Origin of the sequence: Polymorphobacter multimanifer (genome assembly GCF_014205635.1) — a bacterium.
Lineage (GTDB): Bacteria > Pseudomonadota > Alphaproteobacteria > Sphingomonadales > Sphingomonadaceae > Sandarakinorhabdus > Sandarakinorhabdus multimanifer.
This window is the reverse complement of record NZ_JACIIV010000022.1, coordinates 19,682-35,144: the sequence shown is the minus strand read 5'-3', so window position 1 is coordinate 35,144 and position 15,463 is coordinate 19,682. Positions and strand designations below refer to the sequence as shown.

General features: G+C 67.0%; 19 protein-coding genes. 14 read left to right on the top strand and 5 right to left on the bottom strand.

Features of this window, described 5'->3' with window-relative positions; genetic code table 11:
- Positions 1-35: 35 nt before the first annotated feature.
- Together FHS79_RS14185 and pyk are read right to left on the bottom strand one after the other, a co-directional pair.
- The gene (locus FHS79_RS14185; RefSeq protein WP_184201466.1) at positions 36-380 is read right to left on the bottom strand and encodes a VOC family protein; all 345 of its coding nucleotides are present in this window, start codon (positions 378-380) and stop codon (positions 36-38) included.
- Between the two features lie 75 nt (positions 381-455).
- Positions 456-1,907, bottom strand: coding sequence for a pyruvate kinase (gene pyk / locus FHS79_RS14180; RefSeq protein ID WP_184201464.1), 1,452 nt, complete (start codon positions 1,905-1,907; stop codon positions 456-458).
- 34 nt (positions 1,908-1,941) lie between these two features.
- Here pyk and FHS79_RS14175 point away from each other — a divergent pair, with 34 nt between their 5' ends.
- The 6 genes from FHS79_RS14175 (at position 1,942) to FHS79_RS14150 (ending at position 4,851) form a co-directional block, all read left to right on the top strand.
- Positions 1,942-2,274: a DUF1244 domain-containing protein gene (locus FHS79_RS14175; RefSeq protein WP_243452903.1), complete on the top strand. Its 333-nt coding sequence runs from the start codon at positions 1,942-1,944 to the stop codon at positions 2,272-2,274.
- Between the two features lie 72 nt (positions 2,275-2,346).
- Positions 2,347-2,589 carry a DUF2312 domain-containing protein gene (locus FHS79_RS14170; RefSeq protein WP_243453604.1) on the top strand — a complete coding sequence of 81 codons (243 nt, stop codon included), beginning with the start codon at positions 2,347-2,349 and terminating at the stop codon, positions 2,587-2,589.
- Between the two features lie 12 nt (positions 2,590-2,601).
- Positions 2,602-3,252 (top strand): glutathione S-transferase family protein, encoded by a 651-nt coding sequence (locus FHS79_RS14165; protein ID WP_184201455.1) that lies wholly within the window; start codon positions 2,602-2,604, stop codon positions 3,250-3,252.
- Positions 3,253-3,262: 10 nt separating this feature from the next.
- Positions 3,263-3,742: a (2Fe-2S)-binding protein gene (locus FHS79_RS14160; protein ID WP_184201452.1), complete on the top strand. Its 480-nt coding sequence runs from the start codon at positions 3,263-3,265 to the stop codon at positions 3,740-3,742.
- Positions 3,735-4,529, top strand: coding sequence for an FAD binding domain-containing protein (locus tag FHS79_RS14155; protein WP_184201449.1), 795 nt, complete (start codon positions 3,735-3,737; stop codon positions 4,527-4,529). Before FHS79_RS14160 ends, FHS79_RS14155 begins: the two co-directional genes overlap by 8 nt.
- A gap of 1 nt (position 4,530) precedes the next feature.
- Positions 4,531-4,851, top strand: coding sequence for a heavy metal-binding domain-containing protein (locus tag FHS79_RS14150; protein ID WP_184201446.1), 321 nt, complete (start codon positions 4,531-4,533; stop codon positions 4,849-4,851).
- On the opposite strand, the gene FHS79_RS14145 is transcribed toward FHS79_RS14150, so the two are convergent.
- On the bottom strand, positions 4,811-5,239 hold the full coding sequence (locus FHS79_RS14145) for a hypothetical protein (RefSeq protein WP_184201443.1): 429 nt from the start codon (positions 5,237-5,239) through the stop codon (positions 4,811-4,813). The two genes, FHS79_RS14150 and FHS79_RS14145, sit on opposite strands and share 41 nt — an antisense overlap.
- A gap of 68 nt (positions 5,240-5,307) precedes the next feature.
- Here FHS79_RS14145 and FHS79_RS14140 point away from each other — a divergent pair, with 68 nt between their 5' ends.
- The 8 genes from FHS79_RS14140 (at position 5,308) to FHS79_RS14105 (ending at position 11,978) form a co-directional block, all read left to right on the top strand.
- The gene (locus FHS79_RS14140; protein ID WP_184201439.1) at positions 5,308-6,048 is read left to right on the top strand and encodes a YebC/PmpR family DNA-binding transcriptional regulator; all 741 of its coding nucleotides are present in this window, start codon (positions 5,308-5,310) and stop codon (positions 6,046-6,048) included.
- Entirely contained in the window at positions 6,045-6,515 is a 471-nt protein-coding gene (locus tag FHS79_RS14135) for a DUF4440 domain-containing protein (RefSeq protein WP_184201436.1), read from the top strand. The genes FHS79_RS14140 and FHS79_RS14135 overlap by 4 nt, the downstream gene beginning before the upstream one ends.
- Positions 6,512-6,991 carry a crossover junction endodeoxyribonuclease RuvC gene (gene ruvC / locus FHS79_RS14130; protein ID WP_184201433.1) on the top strand — a complete coding sequence of 160 codons (480 nt, stop codon included), beginning with the start codon at positions 6,512-6,514 and terminating at the stop codon, positions 6,989-6,991. The genes FHS79_RS14135 and ruvC overlap by 4 nt, the downstream gene beginning before the upstream one ends.
- A 10-nt stretch (positions 6,992-7,001) precedes the next feature.
- Positions 7,002-7,595 (top strand): Holliday junction branch migration protein RuvA, encoded by a 594-nt coding sequence (gene ruvA / locus FHS79_RS14125; RefSeq protein WP_184201430.1) that lies wholly within the window; start codon positions 7,002-7,004, stop codon positions 7,593-7,595.
- Complete coding sequence (ruvB, locus tag FHS79_RS14120; RefSeq protein ID WP_184201427.1) at positions 7,592-8,623, top strand: Holliday junction branch migration DNA helicase RuvB; 1,032 nt, start codon at positions 7,592-7,594, stop codon at positions 8,621-8,623. Before ruvA ends, ruvB begins: the two co-directional genes overlap by 4 nt.
- Before the next feature lie 29 nt (positions 8,624-8,652).
- On the top strand, positions 8,653-9,180 hold the full coding sequence (locus FHS79_RS14115; RefSeq protein ID WP_184201424.1) for a peroxiredoxin family protein: 528 nt from the start codon (positions 8,653-8,655) through the stop codon (positions 9,178-9,180).
- 369 nt (positions 9,181-9,549) lie between these two features.
- Entirely contained in the window at positions 9,550-10,971 is a 1,422-nt protein-coding gene (gene leuC / locus FHS79_RS14110; protein ID WP_184201421.1) for a 3-isopropylmalate dehydratase large subunit, read from the top strand.
- An 83-nt stretch (positions 10,972-11,054) separates the two neighbouring features.
- Complete coding sequence (locus FHS79_RS14105; protein ID WP_424022269.1) at positions 11,055-11,978, top strand: DUF4394 domain-containing protein; 924 nt, start codon at positions 11,055-11,057, stop codon at positions 11,976-11,978.
- Here FHS79_RS14105 and FHS79_RS14100 read toward each other — a convergent pair.
- Positions 11,975-13,828, bottom strand: a complete 1,854-nt coding sequence (locus FHS79_RS14100; protein ID WP_184201415.1) for an AsmA family protein — start codon at positions 13,826-13,828, stop codon at positions 11,975-11,977. The genes FHS79_RS14105 and FHS79_RS14100 overlap by 4 nt on opposite strands.
- A gap of 8 nt (positions 13,829-13,836) precedes the next feature.
- Positions 13,837-15,462, bottom strand: a complete 1,626-nt coding sequence (gene nadB, locus FHS79_RS14095; protein ID WP_184201412.1) for an L-aspartate oxidase — start codon at positions 15,460-15,462, stop codon at positions 13,837-13,839.
- Between the last annotated feature and the right edge of the window lies 1 nt (position 15,463).

Below are 15,463 nucleotides of genomic sequence, written 5' to 3'. Positions count from 1 at the left end.
GTCCGAGCGTCCACTGCAGCGGGATCGACGGTGGCTCACTCGCCGTCGAGCAAGCCGACCTCATTGCCTTCGATATCTTCGAAGCGACAGTAACGGAGGGTGGCAAAGCCCTCGACCGCGACCGGGTCGGGGATCTGGAACCCCAGAGCCGCCAGACGAGCGATCTCGGCGTCGATGTCGAGCACGTGCATCGTCACTACGGCCGGCGCCCTGTCCCCGCCGTCCAGCACCTGGAACAAGACATTCCGGGTCAAGTCCCACTCATGGCAGTTCGGCATCGGTTCACGATCCCAACGGCGGCCCAGCAGCTGGGTCCACCATTGCGACAATCGGTGGAAATCTCGCGCATGAGCCGAAATGAACACCTTGTCAGGCTGCATAAACCAATCCCGATCGACCTGTATTGCCCGGCCAACCAGCTTTGACCCCGTCCGGTTCCCGGTTCGAGAACCCCCTCAGCGGTCCTTCAGCTCATCCCCCGTCAGCCGCACCACATGCACCACATTGGTGCTGCCCGGCGTGCTGAACGGCACGCCCGCAATCAGCACCAGCGGCTGGCCGGCGCGCGCCAGATGCGTGCGCAACGCCATCCGGCGGGATTTCGCCACCATCTCCTCGAAGCTCGCCACATCGCGCGTCGTCACGCTGTGCACACCCCAGGCGAGCGCCATCCGCCGCGCCGTGCTGGCCCGCGGCGTCAGGCACAGGATCGGCACCGGCGCCCGCTCGCGCGCCGCCCGAAGTGCGGTGCTGCCGGTGATGGTGAAGCACACGATCGCCGCCGCCCCGATATCGACCGCGATGGTCGCTGCGGCATGGCTGATCGCCGAGGCCGTGCTGCTGCCGGCGCTGATCTCGGTGAAGTTCACCCGCGCCTGGTAGCTCGCATCGCCCTCCACCGACCGCGCGATCGCGTCCATCATCGCCACCGCCGCCAGTGGATATTTCCCCACCGCCGATTCGGCCGACAGCATCACCGCATCCGCTCCGTCATAAATGGCGGTCGCCACATCCGAGACTTCGGCACGCGTCGGCGTGGGCGCATCGATCATCGATTCGAGCATCTGCGTCGCCACCACCACCGGCTTCCCGCACTGGCGCGCCGCCGCCACGATCGCCTTCTGCGCCGGCGGCACCCGCTCGGGCGGCAGCTCCACGCCCAGGTCCCCGCGCGCCACCATCACCGCATCGGCCAGCTCGAGAATCTCCGCCAGCCGCTCGAGTGCAGCCGGCTTCTCGATCTTGGCGAGAAGCGCCGCCCGCCCGCCGATCAGCGCCCGCGCCTCCGCCACATCCTCGGGCCGCTGCACGAAGCTGAGGCCGATCCAGTCGACATTCTGGTCGAGCGCAAAGCCCAGGTCGGCCCGGTCCTTGGCCGTCAGGGCGGGCAGCGGCACCACCACATCGGGCACATTCACCCCTTTCATGTCGGAGATGCGCCCCGCCACTTCTACCCGCGTGTCGATCGTCTCGGGCGCCACCGCCATCACCCGCAGCACCAGCCGGCCATCGTCCACCAGCAGCCGCGCACCGGGCTTCAGCGCCGCAAACAGCTCCTTGTGCGGAAGCTGCACCCGCGTCGCGTCGCCGGGCGTTGCATCCGCATCGAGCCGGAACGCCTGCCCCGCCTCGAGCTGTGCGCTGCCGCCGGCAAAGCGTCCCACCCTGAGCTTGGGCCCCTGCAGATCGGCAAGGATCGCCACCGGCCGGCCCGATGCCTTTTCCGCCTCGCGTACCGTGGCGATCCGCGCCGCATGGTCGGCGTGCGCGCCATGGCTCATGTTGACCCGAAACGCATCGGCACCCGCCGCGATCAGCGCCATGATGACCTCGAGGCTGTTCGACGCCGGCCCGAGGGTGGCGAGAATCTTGACCCGGCGGGCTCTTGGCTGGAGATGTGCTGTCATGCATCCAGCCTAAGGCGATGCGCCGCGGCTGACCATGGGAGACACGATCATGACGGCAATTTTCGACGACGAACCAACCCGCGACCGGCTGCAGGCCGCCGCTTTCCGCCGGCTGGTGGCGCATCTCCGCCACCGCACCGATGTCCAGAATGTCGATCTGATGGGCATCGGCGGCTTCTGCCGCAATTGCCTCGGCGATTGGCTCCACGAAGCCGCCACCGAGCAGGGCCATGAGCTGGAAAAGGCCGCCGCCCGCGAAGCCGTCTACGGCATGAGCCAGGCCGAGTGGAAGGCCCATCACCAGGGCGAAGCCACCCCCGATCAGCTGTCCCGCATGGCGGAGAGCGTGGCGAAGAACGCGCACTGACCCCGGCACCCTTGCCTTTATGCGGCGGCAGGCTAGCACAGGCGCTTATCCGAATCCGTGGAAGGAATGGGCGTGAACAAAAACGTGTCGGCAGCGCAGTTGCGGCAATTCATCGAGCGGGTGGAAACCCTCGAGGAAGAGAAGAAGGCAGTCGCCGATCAGATCAAGGATGTCTATGCTGAAGCCAAGGGCACCGGCTTCGACACCAAGACGATGAAGTCCATCGTCCGGCTGCGCGCGATGGATGCCAACGCTCGCGCCGAGGCGGAAGCCTTGCTGGAAACATACAAGGCCGCACTCGGCCTTGCGGACTGAGGCGGACGGAAATTGGTCGACGATCTCAAGCTCTACGGCGGCCTGCTGTCGCCCTTCGTCATGCGCCCGGTACTGGCGGCGCGCGCCAAGGGCCATGATATCGCGGTCGACCAGTTTCCCGGCGGCATCAAATGCGAGGAGTATCTGGCGCTCACCCCCACGGGCAAGATGCCGCTCCTCGTCCATGGCCATTTCGCGCTGCCCGAAAGCCAGCCGATCACCGACTATCTCGATGCTGTCCTCCCCGGCCCCGCCCTCCTCCCCGCCGACCCCCAGGCGCAGGCCCGCACCCGGCTGCTCGTGCGCCTCGCCGATGTCTATATGGTCCCCCATCTCGGCGGCCTGTTCACCGCGCGGGACAAGCCCGAAGGCGTCCCCGCCGCCATGGCCGGCGTTGCGGGAGCGCTCGGCTATATCGAGCATTTCCGTGGCAATGACGATGAATTCGCGATCGGAGACAGCTTCAGTCAGGCCGATGCCGCCCTCATCCCGCTGTTCTACTTCCTCGATGCGCTCGATGCCGGGCTCGGCACCGCAAAGCTGCTCGACGCCACCCCCGGCTTGGCGGCATGGTGGACACGCGCCAAGGCCAGCGACATCGGCGCCCGCGCCGTGGCAGAACAGACGGCAGGCATGAAAGCGATGTTCGCCGCACGCGGATAGGAGAGACGCCATGGAAATCGGCTTGACGATAAACGGCACCGAGCGAAGCGCCGACGTGCCCGCCGCCACGCTGCTCGTGGACATGCTCCGCGACGAGCTAGGCCTCACCGGCACCCACATCGGCTGCGACACCAGCCAGTGCGGCGCCTGCAACGTGCTGCTGGACGGCAAGGTTGTCAAAAGCTGCACCCTGCTCGCAGCGCAGGCCGTCGGCACGCAAGTCACCACCATCGAAGGGCTGGCCGATGGGGACATGCTCCATCCCATGCAAGCAGCCTTCAAGGCCGAGCACGGCCTGCAGTGCGGCTTCTGCACCCCTGGCATGGTGATGGCCGGCCTCGAAATCGTCCGCCGCCACGGCACCCAGGTCACCGCGGAGCAGGTTACCCACGATCTCGAAGGCAATCTCTGCCGCTGCACGGGCTACATCAACATCGTCAAGGCCATCGTCACCGGTGCCCGCGCCATGGGGGAGACGGTCGATGCGTGATTTCGCCCTCTCCCGCCCGACAACGCTCGCCGAAGCCGCCGCGGCTTTCGCGAGCGGCGGCGAAGCCGCCTATCTCGCCGGCGGCCACACCCTGCTGCCCGCCATGAAGAGCCGGCTGCGCATGCCCGACACCCTCATCGACTTGAGCGCCCTGCCCGGCATCACCGGCGTGCACCACGAGGCCGATCGCCTCTGGATCGGCGCCCTCACCACCCACGCCGCCGTCGCCGATGATGCAACTGTCCAGTCCACCATCCCCGGCCTCGCCCGCGCCGCCCTCCTCATCGGGGATCCCATGGTCCGCAACCGCGGCACCATCGGCGGCGTGCTGGCCAACAACGATCCCGCCGCCGATTATCCCGCCATGGCCGTCGCCATGGACGCAGTCATCGAAACCGACCGCGCCTCCCACAGCGCCGACGATTACTTCCAGGGCATGTTCGCCACTGCCCTTGAAGACGGCGAGATCATCACCCGCATCGGCTTCCGCATCCCCGAGCGCGCGGCATACGCCAAGTTCCGCCACCCCGCCTCGCGCTATGCCATCGTCGGCGTGTTCGTCGCCCGCTTCGCCGATGGCGAGGTCCGCGTCGGCATCATCGGCGCCGGCCCGGGCGTGTTCCGCTGGCCACAAGCCGAAGCCGCGCTGAAAAACGACTTCTCACCCGCCGCTATCAAAGGCCTGGTCCTTGATTCCGCCGATCTCAACACCGACATCCATGCCGGTCCCGAGTATCGCGCCCATCTCTGCGGCGTCATGCTTGCCAATGCTGTAGGAGAGGCATGAGATGATCATCAGCACCACCCACACCATCGAAGGCCGCCGCATCGTCGAGCATCTCGGCGTCGTCGCCGGGGAGGCGATCATGGGCGCCAACATCTTCCGCGATTTCTTTGCCGGCATCCGCGACATCGTCGGCGGCCGCGCCGGCAGCTATGAGCAGGCCCTCCGCACGGGCCGCGATCAGGCCACTGCCGAAATGGTCGCCGAAGCCGAATCCCGCGGCGCCAATGCCATCGTCGGCGTCGATCTCGATTACACCACGCTCGGTGCCAATGAATCGATGATCATGGTCGCCCTGTCGGGGACGGCAGTGCGGCTGGAGTAGCCGCGCCAAAATCGGGAAGCAGCGTCGGCGCGCCCAAAGCGCCATAGGCAAAGGCCACCAAAGTGCCGGCACCGAGCCCGAACAGCCCCATGCCGACTTCCCGACAGAAGGATACGCTGCGCCCCAACGGTCGCCGCAATCGCTGCTGCTTGAGCAAAGTGTGCTGGCCTGTGAAGCCAAGTGTGCCCGAGGCAATGAAAACGGCAATCGCAAGCCAGAGCCGGGTCTTGTCGGGAGCCTCTGCAAAGATCGAGCCGGCGAAGGTCAACGCCCCTCCAATGGCGATCAAGCTCAGCGACGTGAGATGCTTCAGAAAGTCATATTCGAGCGTCACATACTGGTCGTGCCCGGGTGCTGCATCAGGAGCAGGATCGATCTCGGGTTCCACAATGCTTCCCCAACCGGCAGGCTTGGCGTAGGAGGCGGCTGGGAAACGCAACAACCAGCACGGATACCATGGCAGGCCATTCCAAATTCAAGAACATCATGCATCGCAAGGGTGCGCAGGACAAGAAGCGCTCCGCTCTCTTCTCCAAGCTCAGCCGCGAGATCACCGTCGCCGCCAAGATGGGGCTTCCCGATCCGGCGATGAACGCCCGGCTGCGCGCCGCCGTGCTCGCCGCGCGCGCCGGCGGCATGCCCAAGGACAATATCGAGCGCGCCATCAAGAAGGCCGAAGGCACCGAGGGCGAATCCTATGAGGAAATCCGCTACGAAGGCTTCGGCCCCGGCGGCGTCAGCCTCATCATCGAAACCCTCACCGACAATCGCAACCGCACCGCCACCAACGTCCGCACCATCGTGTCGCGGGGCGGCGGCAACCTCGGCGCCTCGGGCTCGGTGAGCCATGGCTTCGAGCGGCTTGGCCTCATCTCCTACCCCGCCACAACCGGCGGCGCCGAAAAGGTCTTCGAAGCCGCCCTCGAAGCCGGTGCCGAGGATGTGCAGTCGAGCGAGGACGGCCACGAAATCTGGACCGCGATCGATGGCATGCACGAAGTCGCCAAGGCGCTCGAAGCCGTGCTCGGGGACGCCGAAGGCATCAAGCTCGCCTGGAAGCCCGGCACCATGGTCACCGTGGGTGCCGACGACGCCGGCCAGCTCCTCAAGCTCATCGACGCGCTCGAGGAAGACGATGACGTGCAGACCGTCTGGGGCAATTACGACGTCCCCGACGATGTTCTCGAGGCACTGTGAGGTCGCTGCTCACTGCACTCACGCTGCTGGCAGCAACCCCCGCCACGGCCGATGACGTCGCCGAAATCCGCACCGCCCGCGCCAGCTACAACGCCGCCATCCTGAACCGGGACGCCGCCACCATCAGCGCGTTGTTCGGCCCCGGCTACAAGGGGCTGGCCGGCAGCGGCGGCGAACTGATCGACAGCGGCCCCGCGATGACCGCCTATTTCGTGCGCGCCTTCAAGAACCCCGCCTTCATCACCTTCGAGCGCACCCCCGAGGTCATCACCATCGCCGAGCGCCGCGAACGCGCCATGGAGCGCGGCACCTGGCTCGGCCGCAGTCTCACCCCCGATGGCGATGAAGACCAGCTGGTCGGCGAATATCTCGCCGTCTGGGTGCCCACGCCGACGGGCTGGAAGCTGCGCAGCGAAAGCTTCGTCACGCTGGCACGCCGCGAGGTCCCCGTCTCTCCCAACCCATGAGGCTGATCATCGGCCTCGACCCCGGCCTCGCCGCCACCGGCTGGGGCATCATCGAGGCCAGCGGCAACCGCCTCCGCCACATCGCCCATGGCACGGTGAAAACCGCCGCTGCAGCCCCGCTGGCAGAACGCCTCGTCGCCCTCTACGATGGCCTGGTGGCCGTCATCGCCGCGCATGGGGCAACAGAGGCAGCCGTGGAAGAAGTCTTCGTCAACGCCAATCCGCAATCCACCCTCAAGCTCGGCCAGGCACGCGGGGTCGTGCTGCTCGCCGCCGGCCGCGCCGGCCTGCCGGTCCATGAATATTCCACCCGGCTCGTCAAAAAGGCGCTCACCGGCACGGGTGCGGCCGAAAAGGCGCAGGTCCAGGCGATGGTCGAGCGCCTCCTCCCCGGCATCAAGGTCACGGGTGCCGACGCCGCCGATGCGCTGGCCGTCGCCATCGCCCACGCCCATCTGCGCGGCCGGCCCCAATGAGCCAGAAGCCATGATCGCAAAGCTCAAGGGCCTGCTCGATTCGGTCGCCGCCGAAGCCGCGGTCATCGATGTGAACGGTGTGGGCTACCTCGTCAGCGCCAGTGCCAAAACGCTGGGCGGCCTCACCCCCGGCACCTCCGTCACCCTCCACATCGAAACCCAGGTCCGCGAAGATGCCATCCAGCTCTTCGGCTTCCTCAGCCTCGCCGAACGCGACAGTTTCCGCCTGCTCACCGGCGTGCAGGGCGTCGGCGGCCGCGTCGCCCTCGCCATCCTCGGCGTGCTCGGCCCGAGCGAACTCGCCCACGCCATCGCCAGTGCCGATACCGCCAGCATTGCCCGCGCCAATGGCGTCGGCCCCAAACTCGCCAGCCGCATCGCCAACGAACTGAAGGGCAAGTTCGGCGCCGTCGCACTCGGCGGTGCGGCCCCCATCATCGTCGCCGGCAACAGCGCCGTCGCCGATGCCCTCACCGCCCTCGCCGGCCTCGGCTTCCGCCCGATGGAAGCCAGCCGCGCCGTCGCCGAAGCCCAGGCCGAACTCGGTGACGCCGCCGACGTCAGCGCCCTCCTCCGCCTCGCCCTGCGCAAGACCGCCAAATGAACAGCCCGCTCGATCCCATCCGCAAGCCCGACGATATCGACGCAGCACTTCGCCCCAAAACCCTCGCCGAATTCGTCGGCCAGGAGCAGCTGCGCGCCAATCTCGGTGTCTTCGTCGCCGCCGCCCGCGCCCGCGGCGAGCCGATGGACCATGTCCTCCTTCACGGCCCCCCCGGCCTCGGCAAGACCACCCTCGCCCAGATCGTCGCGCGCGAGCTCGGCGTGGGTTTTCGCGCCACCTCGGGCCCGGTCATCGCCAAGGCCGGCGATCTCGCCGCCATCCTCACCAATCTCGACAATCACGACGTGCTGTTCATCGACGAGATCCACCGCCTTGCACCCGCCGTCGAGGAGATCCTCTATCCGGCGATGGAAGACCGGGTGCTCGACATCATGATCGGCGAAGGCCCCTCGGCGCGCTCGGTGCGCATCGACCTGCCGGCCTTCACCCTCGTCGGCGCCACCACGCGCGCCGGGCTGCTCACCACCCCCTTGCGCGATCGCTTCGGCATTCCGCTGCGCCTCAACTTCTACACCGTCGCCGAACTCGAGCGCGTCATCGCCCGCGCCGCCACGCTCCTCGCCCTCAATCTCACCCCCGAAGGGGCACGCGAAATCGCCGGCCGCGCCCGCGGCACCCCGCGCATCGCCGGCCGGCTGCTCCGCCGGGTCCGCGATTTCGTCCACGCCGATGGCACCGTCACCGTCGATGCCCGCGCTGCCGACCGCGCGCTCAACCGCCTCGAAGTCGATGCACTCGGCCTCGATTCGATGGACCGGCGCTATCTCATCATGATCGCCGATCTCTATCGCGGCGGGCCGGTCGGCATCGAGACGCTCGCAGCAGGTCTCAGCGAAGCCCGCGACACGCTCGAAGAGGTCGTCGAGCCTTTCCTTATCCAGCAGGGGCTCGTCGCCCGCACCGCGCGCGGCCGCGTCCTCAATGGCCCCGCATGGTCGCACCTCGGCATCAAACCCCCGCCAGGGGTGGCGCAGCAACTGCCTTTGCTCGATATTGATGAGACATAGCCGGCACGCGCCTGGCCCAGGAAAACTGAATGCTCCGCACACTCGCCATCGCCGCCGCGCTCATCACGGCCCCCGCCGCCGCCATCCCGGCGGTCGGCGAAAAAGCCCCGCCGCTTGATGTCCATGATTCGCGTGGCCGGCCGCAAACGCTGCAAAGCCTGCAGGGCAGCGCCGGCACCGTGCTGGTATTCTTCCAGTCGGCCAGCTGGAGCCCCTATTCCAAGGCCCAGCTCGGCGAGCTCAACGCACAAGCCGCAGCACCACTGGCCGCCAGGGGATATAATCTTGTGGCACTGAGCTACGATCCCCCGGCGTTCCTCAACAAGCTGGCCGAGGAGCGCAACATCAAATGGCCGCTGCTCTCCGACATCCGTTCGCGCGTCATCGACGCTTGGCAGTTGCGTGATCCGCAATTCACCGCCGGCAGCCGCGCCGTCGGCGTCGCCCGCCCCGCGATCTTCGTCATCGGCCGCGACGGCATCATCAAGGCGCGGCTGATGGAAGAGGACAGCCGCGTCCGCCCCAGCGTCGAAGCCGTGCTCGCCGCCGCAAACTGACCCGATTCACCCCGAAACAACCGGCAACGTCCCGCGCACGTCCCGCCGCGCGCCCAAATCCAGCCACCTCCGCCGCCCAGGGCTTGCCTGCCCCGGCGAAGGCCGGGGGCCCGGGGCCCAAGGACCAACAGCCCAACCGCCCCTGTCCTACACAGACGAAATCGGTCATCATGTTCCGATGCCCGTCGCCTCAATCCACACGAAACCAACCCCCGCAAACTGCCCTCCTCCCCCGTGTTTGCCAAAAAAACCGCGTTTCGAGTCAATCTTGTCAACTTCGTCCAGTTTGCCTGACACTGTTTCCGCGCAGCGGAGACCCGGCCAAAGCAGGGCTGGATTCCGCTGCGCCAATGCGGCAAGCGCCACAGCATGAGCACCGCCCCCCGCACCCTCTACGCAAAAATCTGGGACGATCATGTCGTCGCCACCCTCGATGATGGCACCGCGCTGATCTACATCGATCGCCACCTCATCCACGAGGTCACCACCCCCCAGGCCTTCGAGGGCTTGCGCATGGCCGGCCGGCGCCTGCGGCGTCCCGATCTCACCCTCGCGGTGCCCGATCACAATGTCCCCACAACCAGTCGCGCCGAGCCGATCCTCGATCCGATGTCGCGCGCCCAGCTCGATGCCCTCACCACCAACTGCGCCGATTTCGGCGTCGAACTCATCGGCATCAATGCCCCCGAACAGGGCATCGTCCATGTCATCGGCCCCGAGCAGGGTTTCACCCTGCCCGGCCTGACGATCGTCTGCGGCGACAGCCATACCGCCACGCACGGCGCCTTCGGAGCCCTCGCCTTCGGCATCGGCACCTCCGAAGTCGAGCATGTCTTCGCCACGCAAACGCTGCTCCTGCGCCGCTCGAAAGCGATGGAAGTCCGCGTCACCGGCACGCTGGGCTTCTCCATCTCCGCCAAGGATGTGGCGATGGCCGTCATCGGCGCGCTCGGCACCGGCGGCGGCACCGGCTATGTTCTTGAATACACGGGTCCCGTCATCGAAGCCCTGAGCATGGAAGGCAGGATGACCGTCTGCAACATGGCGATCGAAGCCGGTGCCCGCGCCGGGCTGGTGGCACCCGACGCCAAGACCTTCGACTATGTCCGCGGCCGCCCCCGCGCTCCCGAAGGAGCGGAACTCGAAGCCGCCATCGCCTATTGGCAGACGCTGCGCACCGACGAAGGCGCCACCTACGACCGCGTCATAGAGATCGACGGCAGCGCCATCGCCCCGCTCGTCACCTGGGGCACCAGCCCCGAGGATGTGGTGCCGATCACCGGCAGCGTTCCCGCCCCCGACAGCTTCGCCGACCCCGGCAAGCGCGCCGCCGCCGCGAAGGCGCTCGATTACATGGGGCTCACCGCCGGCACCCGCATGGAAGATGTCGCGGTGGAGAACATCTTCATCGGCAGCTGCACCAACAGCCGCATCGAGGATCTGCGCGTGGCGGCCGAAGTGGCGCGCGGCCGCAAGGTCGCCGCAGGCGTCCGCCAGGCGCTGGTGGTGCCCGGCTCGGGGCTGGTCAAGCGCCAGGCCGAGGCCGAGGGGCTCGACCGGGTTTTCATCGAAGCCGGCTTCGAATGGCGCGAGCCCGGCTGCTCGATGTGCCTCGGCATGAACCCCGACCAGGTTCCAGCCGGCGAGCGCTGCGCCTCCACCAGCAACCGCAATTTCGTCGGACGCCAGGGTGTGGGCGCCCGCACCCATCTCGTCTCCCCTGCCATGGCCGCCGCAGCTGCCATCACCGGCCGGCTCACCGATGTGCGCGAACTGGGAGCTGTGCGGTAAATACCTGATTAATTTCAGGAGGGGTGCATCCCTATTGGTCTCTGAACCGTTCCTGAGTGGGGGCATGTTAACCATAATGGGAGATGGACATGCGTAATCACTTGAAAATGGGAGCTTTTGTGCTCGCGGCGACCTTCGCGACATCACAGGCCCAGGCAGAACGCTTTTTCGGCCTGACGACCGACAACAACATCGTCACCTTCAATTCTGCAGCGCCCGACACCATTCTCTCGTCCGGCTCGATTTCCGGCGTTACCGATGGTGACAGGCTGACCGGCCTGGATCTGCGCGCAACCAACCGCACCCTCTACAGCGTTGGCACCAGCGGCAGCCTCTACGCCATCACTCGTGATCCAAGCGGCGGCAACTACACCGCAACTTCGGTCGGCACCCTCACCGTGCCGCTTTCGGGCACCAACTTCGGAACCGATTTCAACCCGACCGTCGATCGGCTGCGCTTCGTCAGCGACGCCAACCAGAACCTGCGCATCAACCCCAATGATCCGACCCTCGTCGGCCCGCCGGCCGGCACGATCGTGGATGGCGCGCTCACCCTCAACGGCAGTTCCGCCTTCGATCTCGTCGCCGCCGCCTATACCAACAACGTCGTCGGCGCCACGACCACCACGCTCTACGGCCTCGACGCCTTCAGCGGCGGCCTGGTGCGCTCGACCAACGCCAATGCCGGCACTTACACCAATACCAATCTCGCCGGCGAAGCCTTCGGCCCGCTCGGCGTCAGCTTCGGGGTGCAGGACCGGGTCGCCTTCGACATCTCGGGGGTGAGCGGCAACGGCTTCTTCTCGGTCAACGACGGCTTTTACCAGGTGAGCCAGACGACCGGCACCGGCAGCTTCATCGGCAATGTCGGCATAACCGGCCTTACCGGCATCACCGCCGGCGCCGTGCCCGAGCCCGCCAGTTGGGCCATGCTGATCGGCGGTTTCGGCCTGGTGGGGGCCGCGATGCGCCGCCGCCGCCCGACGATGGTCGCTGTCCGCTCCTAGAAATCGAAGCCCCGACTGGCCATCTCGTTCGCGCAATCGATCGAGGTGGCCAGCGGCGCCTGGTCCCCGGTGATCGCCCTGCCGAGCATCCGCAGCACATTGCCCGCCGACCGTGCTTTCTCGGGAAGCTGCACATCCGGATCCTTGATCGTTCCGGATATGCGGACCGGCGCATCGAGCCGAAGCACGCTGTTCTGCTTGGGCGCCCCCATCATCGTCAGGCCAAGCCGCTCATCCGCAAGGCCCACACGTCCGCTGAAGCGGCTGACCGCCCGCGAGGTGTCGATCACCATCGGGCGCATCCTCCCGTCGCCATCGGTCACATCCATGTGCAAAATCATGCAGTTGAGCACTGCCTGCTTCTCCCTGCTTCCGGTGATCCCACGTCCGATGTCCTGCCCGAGCAACGACGCCGTCCGGTCGGGCAGCTCGCCATCCCGGGCGAAGATGGTCACCGTCCCCGTCGAGCGGCCAATGGCCTCGCGCACCGTCCCGCCCGGCCCGGCGAGACGAAGCCGCGCCGCCAACCGGCCATCCACCCCCGCATCGGGCGCGAACTCGAAAAGGCTGGCACGATCGAGATCGATGGCAAGCGTGAGCATCGGCTCCGGCGCCAGCCCACTTGGCCCCCGCTGGTCGATCACCGCTTCACCGTTCATGCGACCCTCCGCAAGCCCGATCGTCAGCGGCTTCACCACGATTCGGCTGCGGTCGAGCACGAACCGCCCCTGCATCGTCTGCAGCGGCGACGGCCCGGGCCAAAGCAGGCGCTTCACCGAGAAATCCAGCATGATGTCGGTTCGCGCCAACCGTTTGAGGTCTATGGCAGTGTCGGGGATCAACCGCGGGCCGACGCGCTCGCGCTTTTCCGCTGCCCGCCGCAGTCCCTCATCCGACGCCAGGTCATCGAAATCGAGCTGCGCCGCCTCGATCCGCCCCTCGATGATCGAGCGCTCGCCCCGCTTGCGGATCACCGCCTCGCCGGCCAGTTCCGATCTCCCGATGCTGCCGACCAGCCCCATGATCGTCCAGTCCGGAAAGTCACGTCGCACATCGGCTTTCATCCTGACCTCCTGGGTGCCGGGCAGCCCGGCCTCGATGATCGCGTCGAGCCGCTTCAGGTCGTCCCCGCGGCCCGTCATGGTGGCGGAGAAATGGTCGACATCGAGCGGTCGGTCCATGGTGCCGACCAGCCGCATGTCGATCGCCTCGCCCTCGATCTCGGCGTGGAACGGCCAGGGAGCGACAGCGCCACCCATCGGCAGCGGATCACCATGCGCCACGATCCGGACGGGGGCACCGCGGATAGTGCCGCTGCCGGCAAGGTCGATCCCGCGCTCGCTGGTTGCGGTCAATGTGGCCGTGAATGCCCGGTCCTGCTTGGCGTCGCGGTAGCGGATCAAGGAGTCGGAAACTTCCAGCCGCTCGATGAACGACAGGTCGGTGCCATCGCCACCCTCGCCAGTCGACCAGCTCTCGCGCCCCTCGGCATCGCGGACAAAGTCGAGCCGGGCCCCGGCTATGCTCACACTCGTGGCCTGCAAGCGACCAAGAAGCATCGGCAGCAACCGAAATCCGATCTCGAGCTCGCGAATGCGGGCGAGATCGCCCGGGCCGGCCCAATCCGCCTGCGGTACGCGAACATCCCGCACCAGCAACCTCGGCGAAAGGGAGAAGCTGTCCACCCGCTCCATGCTGCCGATACGAACCGGCCGCGCAAAATCTTCGGACAGCTGCCGTTCCAATGGACCGCGCAATCGATCCCAGGGAAACGCTGCCAGAATGACAAGCAGCAGCAGCGCCACGCCGCCGAACCCGGCCAGGATGCGGATGGCAAGCCGGCGGGTCATCCCCGGCCTCAGCTGCGCACCAGCACCGGGTCGAGCACTGTATCCCGCGCTTCGTTCAGCGTTGCCGGATAATCAGTGGTGAAGTGCAGCCCGCGGCTTTCCCGCCGCTGCCGCGCCGAGCGGACGATGAGATCCGCCACCGTCACCAGGTTGCGCAGCTCGATAAGGTCGGGCGTCACCCGGAAATGTCCATAATAATCCTGCACTTCCTTGCGAAGCAGCTTTACCCGGTGGCTGGCCCGCTCGAGCCGCTTGTCGGTGCGCACGATGCCGACATAATCCCACATGAAGCGCCGAAGCTCGGCCCAGTTGTGCGCCACCACCACTTCCTCGTCCGACGAGGTAACCCGGCTCTCATCCCAAGGCCTGATCTCCGGCTGCGGCGCACGGTCTTGCCAGCCGGCAATGATGTCGTCCGCGGCCGCCTGGCCGAACACCAGGCATTCGAGCAACGAGTTAGACGCCAACCGGTTGGCGCCGTGCAACCCCGATTGCGTCACCTCACCAGCGGCCCAAAGCCCCGGCAGGTCGGTGCGCCCCGCAAGATCGACGAGCACGCCGCCACAACTGTAATGCGCCGCCGGCACCACCGGGATCGGCTGGATGGTGCAATCGATTCCCAGGTCGAGCAGCCGACCATGAATCATCGGAAAATGGCCGCGCACGAAATCCGGATCGAGGTGGCTCATGTCGAGAAGCACATGGCTCAGCCCCAGCCGTTTCATCTCGGCATCGATGGCACGCGCCACCACATCGCGGGGTGCGAGCTCGAGCCGCTTGTCATGCCGCTCCATGAAGCGCTCGCCGCTCGGAAGCATCAGCCGGCCGCCCTCGCCGCGCAATGCTTCGGACACCAGGAAGTTCTTGACCTGCGGATGGTAAAGGCACGTCGGGTGGAACTGGTTGAATTCCATGTTCGAAACCCGGCAACCGGCGCGCCAAGCCATGGCGATGCCATCGCCCGTCGAGCCATCGGGGTTGGTGCTGTACTGGTAGACCCGGCTTGCCCCCCCCGTCGCCATCACCACCGCACGCGCAACAAAGCGCCGCACCTGCCGGGCTTCGGTGTCGAAGGCATAAACGCCGTGGCAGCGGCGCGCGGCGAAGCGCTCCCCCTCGACATGCCGCTCGGTGATCAGGTCGAGTGCCACCATGCCCGGCACCAGCGTGATGTTGGGGTGATGGGCCGCTGCATGGTGCAGCGCCTGCTGCACTGCCCAGCCGGTGGCATCATCGACATGCACGATCCGCCGGTGGCTGTGCCCGCCCTCGCGGGTCAGGTGCCAGCGGTTGGTGCCATCGCCGCCTTCGTTGAAGGGCACGCCAAGGTCCGCCAGCCGATCGATGGCGGCGGCCGCCTTCTCCACCACATATTCCACCGTGGCACGGTGGTTGAGCCCGGCGCCGGCCACCATCGTATCCTCGATATGGCTTTCATACGTGTCCCCGGCTTCGAGCACCGCGGCAATGCCGCCCTGCGCCCATGCCGTGCTGCCGGCATCGAGATCGCCCTTGGCCAGCACCGCTACCTTCAAGTGCTGCGCCAGGTTAAGCGCCGCCGTCAGCCCGGCCGCACCCGAACCGATGACGATGACATCATGGGCATGGGGATCATGCGGCGCCCGGCGGGTCATG

Coding starts and splice junctions, on each gene's coding strand:
- FHS79_RS14160 (WP_184201452.1), top strand. CDS start 3,263: ATGGAAATCGGCTTGACGATAAACGGCACCGAGCGAAGCGCCGACGTG.
- leuC (WP_184201421.1), top strand. CDS start 9,550: ATGAGCACCGCCCCCCGCACCCTCTACGCAAAAATCTGGGACGATCAT.
- FHS79_RS14185 (WP_184201466.1), bottom strand. CDS start 380: ATGCAGCCTGACAAGGTGTTCATTTCGGCTCATGCGCGAGATTTCCAC.
- ruvA (WP_184201430.1), top strand. CDS start 7,002: ATGATCGCAAAGCTCAAGGGCCTGCTCGATTCGGTCGCCGCCGAAGCC.
- FHS79_RS14175 (WP_243452903.1), top strand. CDS start 1,942: ATGGGAGACACGATCATGACGGCAATTTTCGACGACGAACCAACCCGC.
- ruvC (WP_184201433.1), top strand. CDS start 6,512: ATGAGGCTGATCATCGGCCTCGACCCCGGCCTCGCCGCCACCGGCTGG.
- FHS79_RS14150 (WP_184201446.1), top strand. CDS start 4,531: ATGATCATCAGCACCACCCACACCATCGAAGGCCGCCGCATCGTCGAG.
- ruvB (WP_184201427.1), top strand. CDS start 7,592: ATGAACAGCCCGCTCGATCCCATCCGCAAGCCCGACGATATCGACGCA.
- FHS79_RS14155 (WP_184201449.1), top strand. CDS start 3,735: ATGCGTGATTTCGCCCTCTCCCGCCCGACAACGCTCGCCGAAGCCGCC.
- FHS79_RS14105 (WP_424022269.1), top strand. CDS start 11,055: ATGGACATGCGTAATCACTTGAAAATGGGAGCTTTTGTGCTCGCGGCG.
- FHS79_RS14140 (WP_184201439.1), top strand. CDS start 5,308: ATGGCAGGCCATTCCAAATTCAAGAACATCATGCATCGCAAGGGTGCG.
- pyk (WP_184201464.1), bottom strand. CDS start 1,907: ATGACAGCACATCTCCAGCCAAGAGCCCGCCGGGTCAAGATTCTCGCC.
- FHS79_RS14115 (WP_184201424.1), top strand. CDS start 8,653: ATGCTCCGCACACTCGCCATCGCCGCCGCGCTCATCACGGCCCCCGCC.
- FHS79_RS14100 (WP_184201415.1), bottom strand. CDS start 13,828: ATGACCCGCCGGCTTGCCATCCGCATCCTGGCCGGGTTCGGCGGCGTG.
- nadB (WP_184201412.1), bottom strand. CDS start 15,462: ATGACCCGCCGGGCGCCGCATGATCCCCATGCCCATGATGTCATCGTC.